Source organism: Rubrivivax gelatinosus (assembly GCF_016583785.1).
Taxonomy (GTDB): Bacteria; Pseudomonadota; Gammaproteobacteria; order Burkholderiales; family Burkholderiaceae_C; genus Rubrivivax; species Rubrivivax gelatinosus_B.
The window spans coordinates 1-16,426 of the sequence record NZ_NRRU01000106.1; the positions used below are offsets into that span (position 1 = coordinate 1).

The window sequence follows — 16,426 nt, forward strand, 5'->3', positions numbered from 1 at the left end:
GGCCGCCCCGGCCTGCCGCCGGTGACGGCGCGCGCCGCCGTCACCGGCCTCGTCAAGCGCTACGGCGAACGTGTCGCGCTCGCCGGCCTGTCCTTCACGCTCGCCGCCGGCGAACGTGTCGTGCTGCTCGGTCCCAACGGCGCCGGCAAGTCGACGCTGTTCCAGGTGCTGACGGGGCTGTTCGCCGCCGACGAAGGCGACGTCGAGGTCGTCGGCCTGTCGCTGCGGCGCGCGCCGGCACGCGCGCTGGCCGAGATCGGCGTCGTTTTCCAGCAGATGTCGCTCGACCTCGACCTGTCGGTGCGCCACAACCTGCGTTTCCACGCCGCGCTGCACGGGCTGCCGCGGCGGCTGGCCGAGGAGCGCATCGCCGCCGACTGCGCCGCACGCGGCCTGGGCGAGGACCTGGACCGCCCGGTGCGCGAACTCTCCGGCGGCAACCGGCGCAAGGTCGAGCTGGTGCGCGCGCTGCTGCACCGCCCGGCGCTGTTGCTGATGGACGAGCCCACCGTCGGCCTGGACCCGAAGTCGCGGCGCGAGCTGCTCGCGGCGATCGACCTCGACGTGCGCACGCGCGGCAGCACCGTGCTCTGGGCCACCCACCTCGTCGAAGAAGCCGACGGCGCCGACCGCGTGCTGGTGCTGCACCGCGGCCGGCTGCTCGCCGACGGCGCGCCGGCCGAGGTCTGCAGCGCGCTCGGCGGCGCCACGCTCGAAGACGCCTTCCTCAAGGCCACGACATGAACGACGCCCCTGCCACGCCGGCCACGCTGCCGCTCGCCGGCGAGCAGCGCCGCCGCGGCCTGGCGCATGCGCTGCAGGCGATGGCCGCGATCATCCAGCGCGAGCTGCTGAAGTTCTCGCGCCAGTACGGCCGGCTGGTGTCGGCGCTGGTGCGGCCGCTGCTGTGGCTGGCGGTGTTCGCGGCCGGGTTTCGCAACGTCTTCGGCGTCGCCATCGCCCCGCCCTACGACACCTACATCCCCTACGACGTCTACATCGCGCCCGGGCTCGTCGGCATGGTGCTGCTGTTCAACGGCATGCAGTCCAGCCTGGCGATGGTCTACGACCGCGAGATGGGGCTGATGCGGCTCTTGCTGACGGCGCCGCTGCCGCGGCCCTGGATCCTGCTGTCCAAGCTGCTCGCGACCGCGGTGCTGTCGCTGGCGCAGGCGGCGGCCTTCGTCGCCGTCGCTGCGCTGCTGGGCACGGCGCTGCCGGTTTTCGGGCCGCAGACGCCGCAGCTGCTGCTGGCGGCGGTGTGTTCGGCGCTGATGCTGGGCGCGCTCGGGCTGCTGCTGTCGGTGCACATCCGCCAGCTCGAGAACTTCGCCGGCACGATGAATTTCGTCATCTTCCCGATGTACTTCATGTCGACCGCGCTCTATCCGCTGTGGAAGCTGCAGGAATCGGGCGCCGAGTGGGTGTGGCAGATCGCGCGTTTCAACCCGTTCACGCACGCCGTCGAGTGGATGCGCTTCGCGCTCTACGGCCAGGACCCGGGCTGGTCGCCCTGGGTCGTGGTCGGCACGCTGGTCCTGTGTTTCCTGCTCGCGAGCTGGGGTTACGACCCGCAGCGCGGCTTCGGCGCGCTCAGCAAGCGTCCAGGAGGCGGCGGCTGAGCCGGCGCACCAAGCTAGGGAGCGTGCAGCCCCACAGCGCATGGGGTGCGGGGCTCGGGGGTAAGGTGGGTTGAAGACCATGCGTCCCAACGGCGTCCACCTCCATTACGGGCTGCAGCCCGGCCACCAGCACGGCGGCGAGCTCGAACACCCGCTGTTCGGGCTGCTCGCCGCGGTGCAGGCCTCCGGCTCGATCCAGCGTGCCGCGACCTCGCTCGGCGCGTCCTACCGCCACGTCTGGGGCGCGCTCAAACGCTGGGAGTCCGAACTCGGCCGGCCGCTGGTCACCTGGACCCAGGGCCACCCGGCCCAGCTGACGCCGCATGCCAAACAACTGCTGGCGCGCGAGCGCCTGCTGCGCGCGCGCCATGCGCCGCAGATTGCGGCGCTGCGCGCCGAACTCGAGCGCCTGTTCGAACAGGCCGCCGGCGACGAGTCGCTGACGCTGGTGCTGCCGGCGACGCCCGACCCCGCGCTGGCGCTGCTGCGCGACACCGCCGCCACGCGCCACGGCCTGCACCTGGCGCTGCAGGCGGCCGCCAGCCTGGACGCGCTGCGGGCGCTGGTCGAAGGCCGGGTGGCGGCGGCCGCGTTCGCGCTGCCCGAACACAGCGCCGACACGCCGTTCGCCGCCGCGCACGCCGCGCTCGCCGCCGGGCGCCAGGTGCCGGCGGTGGTGCTGCGGCGCACGCTCGGGCTGATGGCGCCGGCCAGCGGGCTGCCGGGCGGCATCGCCGCGCTGACCGAGGTGGGGCTGCGTTTTGCCGGCCGGCCGGCGGACTCGTCGGCCGACGCCGTCTGGCGCCAGCTCTGCCGCCAGGCCGGCATCAGCCCGCCGCAGCCCGAAGTCGTCGAGCCGACGCACGAGGCTGCTGCCGTCGCCGTCGCCGGCGGGCTGGCCGACGTCGGCTTCGGCAGCGAGGCCGCGGCGGCCGCCGCCGGGCTGGCCTTCCGGCCGCTGGCGCACGACCGGCTGCTGGTCGTGCTCGCCGCCGACGCGGCGCCCGAACCCGCGCTGCAGGCGCTGCAGGCGGCGCTGGCCGACCCCGGCTGGCACCAGGCGCTGTCGGCGCTGCCCGGCATCGAGCCGCTCGAAGCGGCGACGGCCTGAGGCGCTTCAGATCGCGCCGACCCAGCGCAGCGCCAGCAGCGCGCTGCGCGGCGCGCCGGTCTCGAAATAGCGGCCGTTGGCGTCATTGACGATCAGGCTGCCGGCGTAGGCGCGGTCGAAGAGGTTGTCGATGCGGGCCAGCAGCTCGATGCGCTGGCCTTCGCCGATGGCGAACGTGCGGCTCCAGCGCAGCGCCGCCAGCGCGTAGCCCGAGGCGAAGTCGGTATTGCGGTCGTTGGCCGCGCTGCGGCCGGCGGCGCGCCACTCCAGCCCCCACTCGCCGAGCGCGGCGTCGCGCCAGGCGAGTTCGGCGAAGGCGCTGGCGCGCTGCGTGCCGGCGATGCGTTTGCCGGCAGCGACCTCGGCCGTCGGCGTCGTGCAGGGGATGCCGGCGCAGGTGAGGAAGTCGTCGCGGTAGCGCGCGTCCAGCAGCGTCAGCGCCAGCCGCGTGCGCCAGGCCGCGGCCGGGCGCCAGCCGGCGCCGAGCTCGGCGCCGCGGCGCAGCGTGCGGCCGACGTTCTGGTACGAGGCGCGGCCGCCGGCGTTGCTGGCGATGCCGATCTCGTCGTCGACCATCACCTGGAACAGCGCCAGGTCCAGGTCCAGCGACTCGTCCTGGCGCCACTTGGCACCGACTTCGAACTGCAGGCTCTTCTGCGCCTTCAGCCCTTCGTTGAAGCCGTTGGCGCCGTCCGGGCGGTAGGCCAGTTCACCCAGGGTCGGCGCCTCGAAACCACGCGCCGCCGCGGCATGCAGGTTCAGCCCCGGCGCGGCGCGCCAGCGCAGGCCCAGCACCGGGTTGGTGTAGTCGTAGGACAGGCGCCCCGAGTCGTCGCCGTTGTCCCGGTAGGCGTCGTCGGCCGACAGCGTGACGCGGCCGCGGCGCAGGCCGGCGCTGGCGGCCCAGTCGGGCGCGAAACGCCACTCGGCTTGACCGAAGAGGTCGCGCGTGCGGGCGCGGTTGATTTCGTCGCGGCGCTGCGTGCCGATGCGGCCGTAGACCGGGTCGCCGGCGCCGTCGAGCACGTAGTTCTCGTAGCCGCGGCGGTCGTCGCGCTGGTCTTCGAGCGCGGCGCCGGCCATCAGGTCCAGCGCCTGCCAGTTCCAGCGCCACTGCGCCTGGGCGCCGCGATAGTCGCGGTCGAAGTCGGCGACACCGCCGCCGTGGCGCGGGTTGTCCTGCGTCGCCTTGGCGATCGCCAGCCACTGCGTGACGCTGCGCTGGCCGGCGTAGGCGCTGGCCTCGAACTCGCGCAAGGCGCCGTCGGCGAAACGGTGGCGCCAGTTGACGCCGAGCTGGTCCTGCTTGGAGCGTTTGCGCGTGTCGAAACTCTCGGCCTGCGGCGTGGTCTGGCGCGGGTCGGCGTCGAACTGCTCGCGTGTCAGCCCCAGCGGGTCGTCGGCCGGCTGCTCGTAGTGGCTGGCGACCGCGATCACGGTGTCGGCCTCGCCGCGCCAGCCCAGGCGCAGGTTGCCGAGCCGGCGCTCGGCCTCGCTGTGCGGGCGGAAACCCTCCCAGTCCATCGCCGAACCCGAGGCGCGCAGTTCGAAGCCGCCGGCCAGCGGCGCCTGCACCGCGGCGCGCAGCTGGCGCAGGCCGTAGGTTCCGAGATCGAGCCCGGCCTCGGCCTCGGCGCGGCGCACCGGGGCGCTGAAGACCGAGATCACGCCGCCCGAGCTGTTGCCGTAGAGCGCCGAGAACGGCCCGCGCAGCACTTCCACGCGGTCGGCGCCGGCGAGGTCGATGTGCGAGACCTGGCCCTGGCCGTCGGGGCCGCTGGCCGGGATGCCGTCGGCCAGCAGGCGCAGGCCGCGCACGCCGAAGCCGGCGCGTGCGCCGAAACCGCGCGAGCTGATCTGCAGGTCCTGGGCGTAGTTGCTGCGGTTGGCGACCACCAGCCCCGGCACACGCGCCAGCGCCTCGCTCAGGTTGATCATCGGCCCGGCCTGGCGCAGCGCCTCGCGGTCGACGACGCCGATCGCGTACGGCGCTTGCTGCACCTCGCTGCCGGCGACCGAGCCGGTGACGACGATGGTCTCGACGGGCTGCGCCAGCACCGGCGCCGCGGCGAGCGCGGCGAGTGCGGCCGGCAGGCGCCCGCGGCGCCGGGCGCGCGCTGGGTGGCGGGACGGGCGGCGGGCGGCGTGGACCATGGGATGCGGCAGCAGCGGTGGTGGAGATGAAGCGATCAGGCCGGAGCGCGCCGGCAGCGCGCAGCCGCGATAACCCTCGAACGCGGCGCCGGCGCATCGCGGCACCGGCCGCGTCTCGCGCCGATCATGAATCGTGCCCCGGGAAAGCCCGGAACCGGGCTCAGACGGCGCAGCTGCGAAAGCCGCAGAAGGCGGTGTCGAGCTGCGCCGGCATGAAGCGCCGCGCCTTCGGGTGCACCTGGCGCCGCCGCGTCATCCAGGACGCGCCGCGCAGCACGCCGGCGCTGCCGGGCGCGGGCAGCGCATCCAGCGCCGACGCACCCGCCGTGCGCCCGGGCCAGGCGCGCGCGCTGCCGGCGACCCACTCGAACACGTCGCCCCAGGCGAAAGCACCGCCGCCGTGGAGCGCGGCGAGTTCCCACTCGGGTTCGGTCGGCAGGCGTCGGCCGGCCCAGCGGCACCAGGCCTCGGCTTCGTGGCGCGCCAGGTGCAGCGCCGCTTGGGTGGCCCCCGCGCGGCAGAGCTGGCCGTGGCGCTGCACGTAGACGCCGCCGCGCAGCTGCTCGACGTGGCGCGGCGCGCGCCGGCCTTCGGCCTGCAGCCAGGCCCAGCCGGCCTCGCTCCAGCAGTCGCGGCGGTCGTAGCCGCCGTCGGCGGCGAACTCGGCGTACTGCGCCCAGGACACCGGCACGGCGTCGATCTCGAAGTCGGGCACCACGACCGCGTGCGCCCAGCGTTCGTTCTCGGGCACGGCGCCGCCGCCGGGTGCGGAGCCGAGCATCAGGCGCTGGCCCGGCAGCCACAGCGCCGCGGCTGCGGCACGCGCCGGCGGGTCGCGCCAGGGCAGCGGAGGCTCGCCACCGGCGTGCAGCTGCAGCTCGGCGGCACGTTCGGCCAGCGCTTCACCCAGCCGGTCCTCGTGGCGCAGCGCGCAGCGGAAGACGAAGAGCCCGGCGTCGTCAGGGTGCGCGGCGGCGAGCAGGTCCAGCGTCGTTTCCAGCGTCGCCGCGAGCCAGCCGCGCAAGGCCTGCGCCGACGGCGGCGGCGCCTGGCCGGCGAGCCAGGCGTCGATCGCCGGGTCGGCCGGCGGCAGACGCTGCGCCGAGGGCTCGGCGGCTTCGCCGCACTGGCGGCGCACGTTGCGCGCGATCCAGCGGTCCTGCCAGGCGCCGGCGCGCGCGGCCAGCAGCAGCGGCGCGGCGCCGCCCTCGCTGCGCAGCAGCGCGTCGCGTGCGTCGAAGGCCGCGAGCCAGCGCAGCGTGTGGTTGCGGGCGTCGATCAGCGCCAGCGACAGCAGCTCGGGCCCGGCGCGCCGCATCGCCGCGGCGTCGTCGAGCTCGGCGGCCCGCGGCCTCACGCGCCGACCAGTCCGTTGCGGATGGCGTAGACGGTGAGCTCGGAGTTGTTCGCCAGCTGCAGCTTCTCGAGCACGCGCGCGCGGTAGACCGAGACGGTCTTGGGGCTCAGCGTCAGCTCCTCGGCGATGTCGGCCAGGCGTTTGCCCGAGGCGATCATCACCAGCGTCTGCAACTCGCGGTCGGAGAGCTTCTGGTGCGGCGTCTCCAGCGTCGGCGCGGTCAGGCTCTCGACCAGCATCTGCGCGATCTCGGGCGTGACGTACTTGCGCCCCTGGGCGACGGTGCGCACCGCGTCGACGATCTGGCGCGGCTCGCCGCCCTTGTTGACGTAGCCGAAGGCGCCGCCGCGCAGCGCCCGGATCGCGTACTGGTCCTCGGGGTACATGCTGACGATCAGCACCTTGACCGGCGAGCCTTCGTCCTTCAGCGCATGCAGCGCGTCCAGGCCGCTGCGCCCGGGCAGGTTGATGTCGAGCACCAGCACGTCGCAGCTCGTCGTGCGCATCAGCGAGCGCAACTCGCCGTAGTCGCCGGCCTCGCCGACGACGCGGATGTCGGGCGCGTCGGCCAGCGTGTCGCGGATGCCGCGGCGGATCAGCGCATGGTCGTCGCACAGGATGACGTCGATCATCGGGACACTCCGTGACTGAGGGGCCGCGTCAGAGCGAGGCCCAGGCCGAGGGGTCGTGTTCGCGGTCGTCGTGCGCCGGGTCGAACAGCCGGCCGGCACCGTCTTCCAGCGGCACCGAGAGGATCAGCGAGGTGCCGCCGGGCCCGCTGCTCAGGTCTATCCAGCCGCCGACGGTGGCGGCGCGTTCCTTCAGGCCGCGGATGCCGAAGCTCTGCGCCTTGGCCAGGTCCTCGGCCGACAGGCCGCGGCCGTTGTCGCTGATCTCCAGCGACAGCACGCCGCCGGTGAGCGACAGGTCGAGCGAGACCCGCGTCGCCATCGCGTGTTTGGAGATGTTGGTCAACGCCTCCTGCGCGGTGCGGTAGGCCACCAGCGGCACGCCCAGCGCCAGCTGCGGCTTTTCGTGGCTGGTGCGGAAGGCGCAGGCGACGCCGCTGCGGCGCTCGAAACGCCCGGCCAGCCACTGCAGCGCCGGCACCAGCCCCTGCTCCAGGATCGCCGGCCGCAGGTTGTGCATGATGCGCTGGCTGGACTCGATCGCGTGCGCGACGGTGTCCAGCGCGCTCTGCACGCGCTGCTTGAGCTCGGGCGCCGTCAGGCGCTGGTTGATCCAGTGCAGATCGAACTTCAGTGCGGTCAGCGATCCGCCGACATCATCATGGATCTCGCGTGCGATCGCGTTGCGTTCGGCCTCGACCGACAGCTGCAGATGGCGCGCGAGTTCGGACAGGCGCTCCTGCGAGGCCTGCAGTTCCAGGTCGGAGCGCACCTTGGCGCGGCGGGTCTCGCTGGCGGTGATCGCGTGTTCGATCGCCGGCGCCAGGCGCGCGAGGTTGTTCTTCAGCAGGTAGTCGCTGGCGCCGTTGCGCATCGCCTCGACCGCGGTGTCCTCGCCGATCTCGCCCGACACGAGGATGAAGGGCACGAGGGCGGCGCGTTCGCGCACGATCTCCAGCGCCTGCAGGCCGGTGAAACACGGCAGGTTGAAGTCGGACAGGATCAGGTCCCAGGGCCGCGCGAGCGCGGCGACGAAGTCGTCGCGGGTCTCGACACGTTCGACCTGGACGTTCAGGCCGGCACGGCGCAACTGCGCCATCGCCAGGGCGTGGTCGGCTTCGGAGTCTTCGAGGTGCAGCAGGCGCACCGGCGGCAGGACGGCGCTCATGTGTGAAGTATGGCGCACCCGGTGGCGAGCCCCCGCCGAGGGGCCGCGCGGCCACCTCGGAAATATGACGCGATTCCCCGCGACTTCCGCTCAATGTTTGCATGCCGCGTGCCGAAAATGGATCGGAAGAGGCCCGGCGGGTCGCTGCGGTATGCACCCTACTGGTGCACCAATGCCACGCCAGACCCCGAAAAAAACCCCCGAACACCCGGAGTCCGGATGCTCACCCAGGAAGCTCACGACACTGCATTCGACGGCGCGCTGCCGCTGATGGCTGCTGCCGATCTGCAGGACGACCTGCTCGTCGCCAGCAACGACCTCGATCGTCTGCAGCGCCTGCTCAGCGACGCGTGCGACGCGTTGCTCGGGCACTTCTACGGCGCGACCGGCGAGTTGAAGCAGTTGCTGCACGCCGCCGTGCCGCACCCCGAGATCGACAACCACCAGTTGCACGTGGCGATGGAACACATGGCCGGTGCGATCACGGCGATGCAGTTCCAGGACATGGCCTCGCAGCTCGTCAACCACACCGCCCGCCGGCTGCGCAACTGCGCCGACCGGCTGGCGCGCGACACCATGGGCGACGACGAGGACGGCGAGACCCTTGTCGAGGAGGCGCCGCTGCGCCCCAACCCCGTGACCCAGGACGAGATGGACGCCGGATCCATCGAGCTCTTCTGAATTCGCCGGCGCCCCGCATCCCAGAACTCCAACCTCCCCCCGAGAGACCTCCTATGCACTCGATCCTTGCCGTTGATGACAGCGCCTCGATGCGCCAGATGGTGTCGTTCACGCTGAAGAACGCCGGCTTCCAGGTCGTCGAAGCCGTCGACGGCCAGGACGCCTACGAAAAGGCGAACCAGCGCGACTTCAACCTGGTGCTCACCGACCAGAACATGCCGCGCATGGACGGGATCAGCCTCACCAAGAAGCTGCGCGAGAACCCGAAGTTCAAGGCCACGCCGATCCTGATCCTGACCACCGAGTCCAGCGACCAGATGAAGCAGGCCGGGCGCGCTGCCGGCGCGACCGGCTGGCTCGTCAAGCCTTTCGACCCCGCAAAGCTCGTCGAGGTCATCGGCAAGGTCATCCGCTGACCCCCGGGTTGGCAGCAGCGAATCGGAGCTAAGGCCATGGCCGACACACACCAAGAAGGCGCACACCTGTCCGCCGGAATCGATCTCTCGCAGTTCTTCCAGGTCTTCTTCGAGGAAGCGGGCGAGAACCTCGACACGATGGAGCAGATGCTCCTGAACCTGGACATCGTCAACGCGGACGACGAGGAACTGAACGCGATCTTCCGCTGCGCGCACTCGGTCAAGGGCGGCGCGGCGACCTTCGGTTTCACCGACATCGCCGAGCTGACGCACGAGATGGAGACGCTGCTGGACAAGCTGCGCCGCCATGAACTGGCGCCGACGCCGGCGATGGTCGACGTGCTGCTGACCTCGGGCGACGCGCTCAAGGCGCAACTGGCGCGCCACCAGGGCAATGGTGCCGACGCGGTCGACACGAGCGAGCTGCTGGTGTCGATCCGCGCGCTCGTCACCGGCCAGGCCGCCGCCGCGCCGCTGGCTGCGGCCCCGGCCGCCGGCCAGCAGGCGGCTCCGAACGACACACCGGCAGCCGCCGCGGCGCCCGCCTCCGGGGGGACGGCAGCGCGTGCGCTCGAGCTGACGGTGGGCCCGCTGCCCGACCCGGCGATGGCCGACAACCTGGTCGAGCTGTTCAAGGAAATCGCCGACCTCGGCACGATCGAGCCGCTGGACGCCGGCCGCTCCGCCGACGGCATGCGCCGCTTCAAGGTGCTGACGACGACCGCCGACAGCGACCTGCTGGACCTGTTCACCTTCCACGTGGCGCGTGAACAGCTGCGCCTGGCGCCGCTGGGCCCGGGCTACGGCTTCCACGAAGGTGCGCCCGGCGCGCCGGAGCCGAGCAAGGCCGAACCCGAACTCGGCTACGGCTTCTTCGACGACGCCCCCGGCGCGCCCAAGAGCGCCGAAACCGCACCGGCAGCCACCGCCGCCGCCGAACCGGCACGCCCGGCGACGCCGGCACCGGCCGCCGCGGCACCGGCGCGTGTCGCCAAGGCCGAGAAGGCCGCCGCCGCGCCCGAGTCGAGCACGCTGCGCGTCTCGGTGGAGAAGGTCGACCAGCTGATCAACCTGGTCGGCGAACTCGTCATCACGCAGGCGATGCTGGCGCAGAACAGCAAGGGCGTCGACGCCGCGCTGTACCAGCAGATGTCGGCCGGCCTGGCCGACCTGGAACGCAACACCCGCGACCTGCAGGAAGCGGTGATGTCGATCCGCATGATCCCGATGTCGCTGGTCTTCAACCGCTTCCCGCGCATGCTGCGCGACCTCGCCGGCAAGCTCGGCAAGAAGGTCGAGCTGCTGCAGGTCGGCGAAGCCACCGAACTGGACAAGGGCCTGGTCGAGAAGATCACCGACCCGCTGACCCACCTGGTGCGCAACAGCTGCGACCACGGCATCGAGATGCCGGAAGAGCGCCTGGCCAAGGGCAAGCCCGAGACCGGCACGATCACGCTGATCGCCAGCCACCAGGGCGGCTCCATCGTCATCGAGGTGCGCGACGACGGCAAGGGCCTGAACCGCGAGAAGCTGCTGACGAAGGCGCGCGAACGCGGCCTGGACGCGCCCGACACGATGACCGATCAGGAGGTCTACGGCCTGATCTTCGCGCCGGGCTTCTCGACCGCCGACGTCGTCACCGACGTCTCCGGCCGCGGCGTCGGCATGGACGTCGTCAAGAAGAACATCACCGCGCTCGGCGGCACGGTCGAGATCGACTCGGCCGAAGGCTACGGCATGACGGTGCGCGTGCGCCTGCCGCTGACGCTGGCGATCATGGACGGCATGAGCGTGGGCGTCGGCGAGGAGGTCTACATCCTGCCGCTGTCCTCGGTGGTCGAGTCCTTCCAGGTCCAGCCGGGCATGGTCAAGACGATAGGCGGCACCGGCCGCGTCGTCGAGGTGCGCGACGAGTACATGCCGGTCGTCGACCTGGAACGAGTCTTCGACGTGCCGCGTTTCGACTTCGAGCGTGTCAGCAACATCATGGTCGTCGTCGAGGCCGAAGGCGGGCGCGTGGCACTGCTGGTCGACGAGCTGCTCGGTCAGCAGCAGGTCGTCGTCAAGAACCTCGAGTCCAACTACCGCAAGGTCGACGACGTCTCGGGCGCCACGATCATGGGCGACGGCCGCGTCGCGCTGATCCTGGACATCGGGTCGCTGGTCCGTCGATCACGGCATTGACCCCCCCCCGAAGCGCCTGCGGCGCTCCCCCCCAGGGGGGCGCCGCCAGCGGCCGGGCGGAGCCCGTCCGCGGCGGCAGCTTGATACGCCACCGGCACTGCCTTTGAAGGTAACGCGATGAATGCACTGCTCGCCCTGATGCGCGGATTCACGATCCGCACGCGCATGCGCGGCGCCATCGCCGTGGTGCTGGCCTCGTTCGCGCTGGTCGGGGCGACCGGTCTCGTCGGCGGGATGAAGCTGCGTGAACTGAACCAGAAGATCCTCGAACAGTCGCGCGGCGAACAGACCGCCGCCGCTGCGATCGGCGCCCATCTGGCGGCCGCGCGCCTGTACGAGAAGCAGATGGTCATCGACTACGAGGACGCCGCCGCGCTGACCAAGCATCGCGAGGACTGGAAGCGCGAGATCGCCGCGACCACCGCCGCACTGCAGTCGCTGCTCGAAGGCGAGGACGACGAAGACAATCCGCTGGCCCGGGAGGCGATCACGCGCCTGGCCGACTACGAGAAGGCGACCGCGATGGTGGTCGCGCGCGCGCTCGACGGCGTCTACGACAACGCCCGCGTCGTCGACCGCATGCTCGAACGCGCCAAGGGCCACATCGCCGCGGTCGAGACCGCCACCACCCGGATCGAGAAGATCGTGCTGGACGAGAGCACCGAGGCCGCGGCCCGTTTCGACGAGACCATGCAGGAGGCGATGTTCATCTTCGTCGGCCTGATCGCCGTCGTGATGCTGGTCATCACGCCGATGACGCTGGCGAACTCGCACTCGATCACGGCCCCGATCGGCCACGCCCGCCGCGTCGCCCAAGCGATCGCCGACGGCGACCTGACGCAGCCGATCCAGCTGCAGGGCCGCGACGAGGCCAACGACCTGCTCGCCGCGCTCGCGCGCATGCAGGAATCGCTGCAGAACATGGTCGGCCAGATGCGCACCGCCGCCGACAGCATCGGCCTGGCCAGCCGCGAGGTCGCCGCCGGCAACGCCGAGCTGTCCACACGCACCGAACAGACCGCCGGCAGCCTGCAGCAGACCGCCAGCGCGATGGAACAGATCACCGGCAACGTGCGCCAGAGCGCCGACGCCGCGCGCGAAGCCAGCCACCTCGCCGGCAACGCCGCCGAAGTCGCCCAGCGCGGCGGCACCGTGGTGTCGCAGGTGGTGTCGACGATGGACGACATCAACACCAGCTCGCGCCGCATCGCCGACATCATCGGCACCATCGACGGCATCGCCTTCCAGACCAACATCCTGGCGCTGAACGCCGCCGTCGAAGCGGCGCGCGCGGGCGAACAGGGCCGCGGTTTCGCCGTCGTCGCCGGCGAGGTGCGCTCGCTGGCGCAGCGTTCGGCCGCAGCCGCACGCGAGATCAAGACGCTGATCGGCAACTCGGTCGACAAGGTCGAGGCCGGTGCCCGCCTCGTCGCCAATGCCGGCCAGACGATGGGCGAGATCGTCGCCAGCGTGCAGCGTGTCAACGGCATCATCGGCGAGATCAGCACGTCCGCCGCCGAGCAGAGCTCGGGCCTCAGCCAGGTCAACGGCGCCGTCTCCGAACTCGACGGCATGACGCAGCAGAACGCGGCGCTCGTCGAGCAGTCGGCCGCCGCCGCCGAATCACTGAAGGAACAGGCCGAACGCCTCGGCGCGATCGTCGCCGCCTTCCGCACCGCAGCCGGGGCCGTCGCGCCGGCCGCCCGGGAGCTCACCACCCCGGTGGTCTGACGGGGCGTTCGCGCCCCCCGGGCCCAACGGGCTGACGCTCGCCCTCAGGAGAAAACAATGAAAACACTGTCCAGTTTCAAGATCGGCACCCGGCTCGGGCTCAGCTTCGCATCGCTGCTGGTGCTGATGGCCGTGACCACCGCGGTCGGCGTCTACGAACTGCGCCGCATCGGCACGCTGAGCGCCGAACGCGACGTCGCCGTCGCGCACGCCGCCGACTTCGAACACTGGCAGTCGCACGTGCAGCTGAATCTGGCGCGTGCGCTCTCGGTCGCGGCTTCGGGCTTCCAGGCCGGCGCCGCCGCGGTGATCGAACCGCAGATGAAGAGCACCTCGGAGCAGATCTCCAAGCTGCAGAAGGCGCTCGAAGCCACCGCCGACGACCCCGCCGAGAAGGCCGCCTTCGAGGACATCGCCAGCAAGCGCAAGACCTACGTCGACCTGCGCAAGAAAGCCGCCGAGACCTTCAAGGCCGGCAGCATCGCCGAAGGCGACCAGCTCGTCGCCGGGCCGATGACCGCCGCCGCCAAGGCCTACCTCGACGCCATCGAGGGCCTGCAGCAGCGTGCCGCGACGCACGCCACGGAACACGCGGCCGGCGTCGCCGCCGCGATCAGCGAAGGTGTCTACGTGCTCGGCGGCCTGCTGCTGGCGGCACTCGCCGCCGGTGCCGCGCTCGCCTTTGCAATGACACGCTCGGTGACGCAGCCGCTGGCCGACGCCATCGGCGCCGCCCAGCGCATTGCCGCCCACGACCTGACGCGAGCGGTGCCCGACACCGCGCGCGGCGACGAGATCGGCACGCTGCTGCGCTCGCTCGGCGAGATGCAGTCCAGCCTGACGACGATGGTCGGCCAGATCCGCAGCGGCACGAGCTCGGTCGCTGGCGCCAGCAGCGAGATCGCCGCCGCCAGCACCGACCTGTCGGCACGCACCGAACAGACCTCGGGCTCGCTGCAGCAGACCGCCAGCACGATGGAGGAGATCACCGCCACCGTCTCCCAGACCGCCGAGTCGGCGCGCACCGCCAACCAGCTCGCGAGCTCGGCCAGCAGCGTCGCGCAGCGCGGCGGCGCGGTCGTCGCCCAGGTCGTGCAGACGATGGAGGAGATCAACGCCAGCTCGAAGAAGATCGCCGACATCATCGGCACCGTCGACGGCATCGCCTTCCAGACCAACATCCTGGCGCTGAACGCCGCCGTCGAAGCGGCGCGTGCGGGCGAACAGGGCCGCGGTTTCGCGGTCGTCGCCGGCGAGGTGCGATCGCTGGCGCAGCGTTCGGCCGAGGCCGCACGCGAGATCAAGACGCTGATCGGCGGCTCGGTCGAGAAGGTCGAATCGGGCGCCCGCCTGGTGGCCGACGCCGGCTCGACGATGACCGAGATCGTCTCGGGCGTGCAGCGTGTGGCCGACATCATCGGCGAGGTCATGGCCGCCGCCACCGAGCAGAGCCAGGGCGTGGGCCAGGTGAACACGGCGATCGCCGGCCTCGACCAGATGACGCAGCAGAACGCCGCGCTGGTCGAAGAAAGCACCGCCGCAGCCGAGTCGCTGCGCGAACAGGCCGAGCGCCTGTCGGCACTGGTCGAGACCTTCCGCATTCCCGCCGGCGGCGAGAGCAGCGCTGCGGCACCGGCCGCGGCCAAGGCCAAGGCACGCGCCCCGGCCGCGCCGACCGCCGCCACCGCGGTGATCGCACGCGCCAAGGCGAGTGCACGTCCCGCCAGCGCCGAAACGGCACCCAGGCCGGCGCGCCCGGCGCCGGCGGCGGCACCCGTTACGGCCAAGCCCGCCGCACCCGCGGCGGCCCCGGCCCCGGCCCGCGCCGACGACGACTGGGAAACCTTCTGATCCGCCTCCCGTGCGGCCTGACGAAAGCAGTATGAACACAGACTTCAACGACCGGGCGATGCTCGTGTCGATGGCGCTGACCCTGGCAGGCGCCGTCGCCTACGGCGCGGCCAACGACGGCATCGGCCTGGCCGTCGTCGTCGGCGGTGTGCTGCTGGCCGTGGCTGTCGCGCTCGCTTCGCTGGGCGGCGGCAGCCGCCGTGCGAGCAGCTTCATCGGCCTGCCGGTGCTGGGCATGGCGATGGTCGCGCTGCTGATCCACGTCGCCCATGGCGTGGCCGAGGCCCACTTCGCGGTCTTCGCGCTGCTGGCCGCCACCGCCGTCTACCGGCGCTGGGAAGGCGTCGTCGCCGCCGCGGCGACGATCGCCGTGCACCACCTGAGCTTCAATTACTTCCAGCAGTGGGGCTGGGGCGCGATCTGCTTCACCGAGCCCAGCCTGGCCAAGGTGCTGGAGCACGCCGCCTACGTCGTCGCCGAAGCCGGCATCCTGTCCATGCTGGCGCTGCGCACGCGTGCCGACTACATGGCGACCGACGAACTCGTCGCGATCGCCCAGGGCCTGATCGACGACAAGGGCGACGTCACCTTCGCCCCGGCGCACACGCCGGCGACGGCGCCGGCCACGCACAGCCTGCAGCAGGCGCTGCGCCACGTCGAGAAGACCCTGGCCGGCGTGCGCGCCAGCGCCGACTCGATCCGCACTGCGTCCTCCGAGATCGCCACCGGCAACCTCGACCTGAGCCAGCGCACCGAACAGACCGCCGGCAGCCTGCAGCAGACCGCCAGCGCGATGGAGCAGCTGACCGGCAACGTGCAGCAGAGCGCCGACTCCGCGCGCCAGGCCAACCAGCTCGCCGGCAGCGCCGCCGAGACCGCGCAGCGCGGCGGCGAGGTCGTCTCGCAGGTGGTCTCGACGATGGACCAGATCAACACCAGCTCGAAGAAGATCGGCGACATCATCGGCGTCATCGACGGCATCGCGTTCCAGACCAACATCCTGGCGCTCAACGCCGCGGTCGAGGCGGCGCGCGCCGGCGAGCAGGGCCGCGGCTTCGCGGTGGTGGCCGGCGAGGTGCGTGCGCTGGCCCAGCGCTCGGCCGCGGCGGCACGCGAGATCAAGACGCTGATCGGCGACTCGGTCGAGAAGGTCGAGACCGGCGCCCGCCTGGTGAGCGACGCCGGCAGCACGATGCACGAGATCGTCGCCAGCGTGCAGCGCGTGAGCGACATCATCGGCGAGATCAGCGCCGCCGCCGGCGAGCAAAGCTCGGGCATCCGCCAGGTCAACGGCGCGATCAGCGAACTCGACCGCATGACGCAGCAGAACGCCGCGCTCGTCGAGCAGTCGGCGGCCGCCGCCGGCTCGCTGCGCGAGCAGGGCACGCGCCTGGCCGAACTCGTCGCCACCTTCCACCTGACGCAGGCTGCGGCGCCGGTGCCGGCGCCCAAGGTCGCGCGCGAGGTGATCGCGCGCGCCAGCGACAGCGCCCGTCTGGCGACCGCCCGGCCGGCTCCGGCC

At 72.1% G+C, this 16,426-nt stretch carries 13 protein-coding genes; 9 read left to right on the plus strand and 4 right to left on the minus strand.

Annotated features, from left to right (window positions below; all coding sequences use genetic code 11):
- The first annotated feature begins 21 nt into the window (after positions 1–21).
- From CKO43_RS21220 to CKO43_RS21230, 3 genes are all read left to right on the plus strand, one after another.
- Positions 22–744 (plus strand): ATP-binding cassette domain-containing protein, encoded by a 723-nt coding sequence (locus CKO43_RS21220; protein WP_200379876.1) that lies wholly within the window; start codon positions 22–24, stop codon positions 742–744.
- An 80-nt stretch (positions 745–824) separates the two neighbouring features.
- On the plus strand, positions 825–1,622 hold the full coding sequence (locus tag CKO43_RS21225; RefSeq protein ID WP_200379877.1) for an ABC transporter permease: 798 nt from the start codon (positions 825–827) through the stop codon (positions 1,620–1,622).
- Between the two features lie 79 nt (positions 1,623–1,701).
- The gene (locus CKO43_RS21230) at positions 1,702–2,733 is read left to right on the plus strand and encodes a substrate-binding domain-containing protein (protein WP_200379871.1); all 1,032 of its coding nucleotides are present in this window, start codon (positions 1,702–1,704) and stop codon (positions 2,731–2,733) included.
- Between the two features lie 6 nt (positions 2,734–2,739).
- Here CKO43_RS21230 and CKO43_RS21235 read toward each other — a convergent pair whose 3' ends face one another.
- Genes CKO43_RS21235 through CKO43_RS21250 form a run of 4 tightly spaced genes read right to left on the minus strand, consistent with a single transcriptional unit; the run spans position 2,740 to position 8,041 of the window.
- A complete protein-coding gene (locus tag CKO43_RS21235; protein WP_346728348.1) occupies positions 2,740–4,992 on the minus strand; it encodes a TonB-dependent receptor family protein in 2,253 nt (750 codons plus the stop codon).
- A gap of 55 nt (positions 4,993–5,047) precedes the next feature.
- Positions 5,048–6,244 (minus strand): SUMF1/EgtB/PvdO family nonheme iron enzyme, encoded by a 1,197-nt coding sequence (locus tag CKO43_RS26165; protein ID WP_200379872.1) that lies wholly within the window; start codon positions 6,242–6,244, stop codon positions 5,048–5,050.
- A complete protein-coding gene (locus CKO43_RS21245; protein WP_200228977.1) occupies positions 6,241–6,876 on the minus strand; it encodes a response regulator in 636 nt (211 codons plus the stop codon). Before CKO43_RS21245 ends, CKO43_RS26165 begins: the two co-directional genes overlap by 4 nt.
- Positions 6,877–6,904: 28 nt before the next feature.
- A complete protein-coding gene (locus CKO43_RS21250) occupies positions 6,905–8,041 on the minus strand; it encodes a hybrid sensor histidine kinase/response regulator (protein WP_200228976.1) in 1,137 nt (378 codons plus the stop codon).
- 219 nt (positions 8,042–8,260) lie between these two features.
- Here CKO43_RS21250 and CKO43_RS21255 point away from each other — a divergent pair, with 219 nt between their 5' ends.
- From CKO43_RS21255 to CKO43_RS21280, 6 genes are all read left to right on the plus strand, one after another.
- Positions 8,261–8,722: a hypothetical protein gene (locus CKO43_RS21255; protein ID WP_200228975.1), complete on the plus strand. Its 462-nt coding sequence runs from the start codon at positions 8,261–8,263 to the stop codon at positions 8,720–8,722.
- A gap of 53 nt (positions 8,723–8,775) precedes the next feature.
- On the plus strand, positions 8,776–9,138 hold the full coding sequence (locus tag CKO43_RS21260) for a response regulator (RefSeq protein WP_014430121.1): 363 nt from the start codon (positions 8,776–8,778) through the stop codon (positions 9,136–9,138).
- Positions 9,139–9,174: 36 nt separating this feature from the next.
- Entirely contained in the window at positions 9,175–11,322 is a 2,148-nt protein-coding gene (locus tag CKO43_RS21265) for a chemotaxis protein CheA (protein ID WP_200379873.1), read from the plus strand.
- Between the two features lie 117 nt (positions 11,323–11,439).
- A complete protein-coding gene (locus CKO43_RS21270) occupies positions 11,440–13,053 on the plus strand; it encodes a methyl-accepting chemotaxis protein (RefSeq protein WP_200228973.1) in 1,614 nt (537 codons plus the stop codon).
- Positions 13,054–13,110: 57 nt separating this feature from the next.
- Positions 13,111–14,904, plus strand: coding sequence for a methyl-accepting chemotaxis protein (locus CKO43_RS26235; protein ID WP_200379874.1), 1,794 nt, complete (start codon positions 13,111–13,113; stop codon positions 14,902–14,904).
- Between the two features lie 31 nt (positions 14,905–14,935).
- A partial coding sequence (locus tag CKO43_RS21280; protein WP_200379875.1) for a methyl-accepting chemotaxis protein occupies positions 14,936–16,426 on the plus strand: 1,491 nt, incomplete at its 3' end.

What these genes read in the sequence shown, in the direction of transcription:
- CKO43_RS21225 (WP_200379877.1), top strand. Translation starts at nt 825, where the DNA reads ATGGCCGCGATCATCCAGCGCGAGCTGCTGAAGTTCTCGCGCCAGTAC.
- CKO43_RS21230 (WP_200379871.1), top strand. Translation starts at nt 1,702, where the DNA reads ATGCGTCCCAACGGCGTCCACCTCCATTACGGGCTGCAGCCCGGCCAC.
- CKO43_RS21245 (WP_200228977.1), bottom strand. Translation starts at nt 6,876, where the DNA reads ATGATCGACGTCATCCTGTGCGACGACCATGCGCTGATCCGCCGCGGC.
- CKO43_RS21250 (WP_200228976.1), bottom strand. Translation starts at nt 8,041, where the DNA reads ATGAGCGCCGTCCTGCCGCCGGTGCGCCTGCTGCACCTCGAAGACTCC.
- CKO43_RS21255 (WP_200228975.1), top strand. Translation starts at nt 8,261, where the DNA reads ATGCTCACCCAGGAAGCTCACGACACTGCATTCGACGGCGCGCTGCCG.
- CKO43_RS21260 (WP_014430121.1), top strand. Translation starts at nt 8,776, where the DNA reads ATGCACTCGATCCTTGCCGTTGATGACAGCGCCTCGATGCGCCAGATG.
- CKO43_RS21265 (WP_200379873.1), top strand. Translation starts at nt 9,175, where the DNA reads ATGGCCGACACACACCAAGAAGGCGCACACCTGTCCGCCGGAATCGAT.
- CKO43_RS21270 (WP_200228973.1), top strand. Translation starts at nt 11,440, where the DNA reads ATGAATGCACTGCTCGCCCTGATGCGCGGATTCACGATCCGCACGCGC.
- CKO43_RS26235 (WP_200379874.1), top strand. Translation starts at nt 13,111, where the DNA reads ATGAAAACACTGTCCAGTTTCAAGATCGGCACCCGGCTCGGGCTCAGC.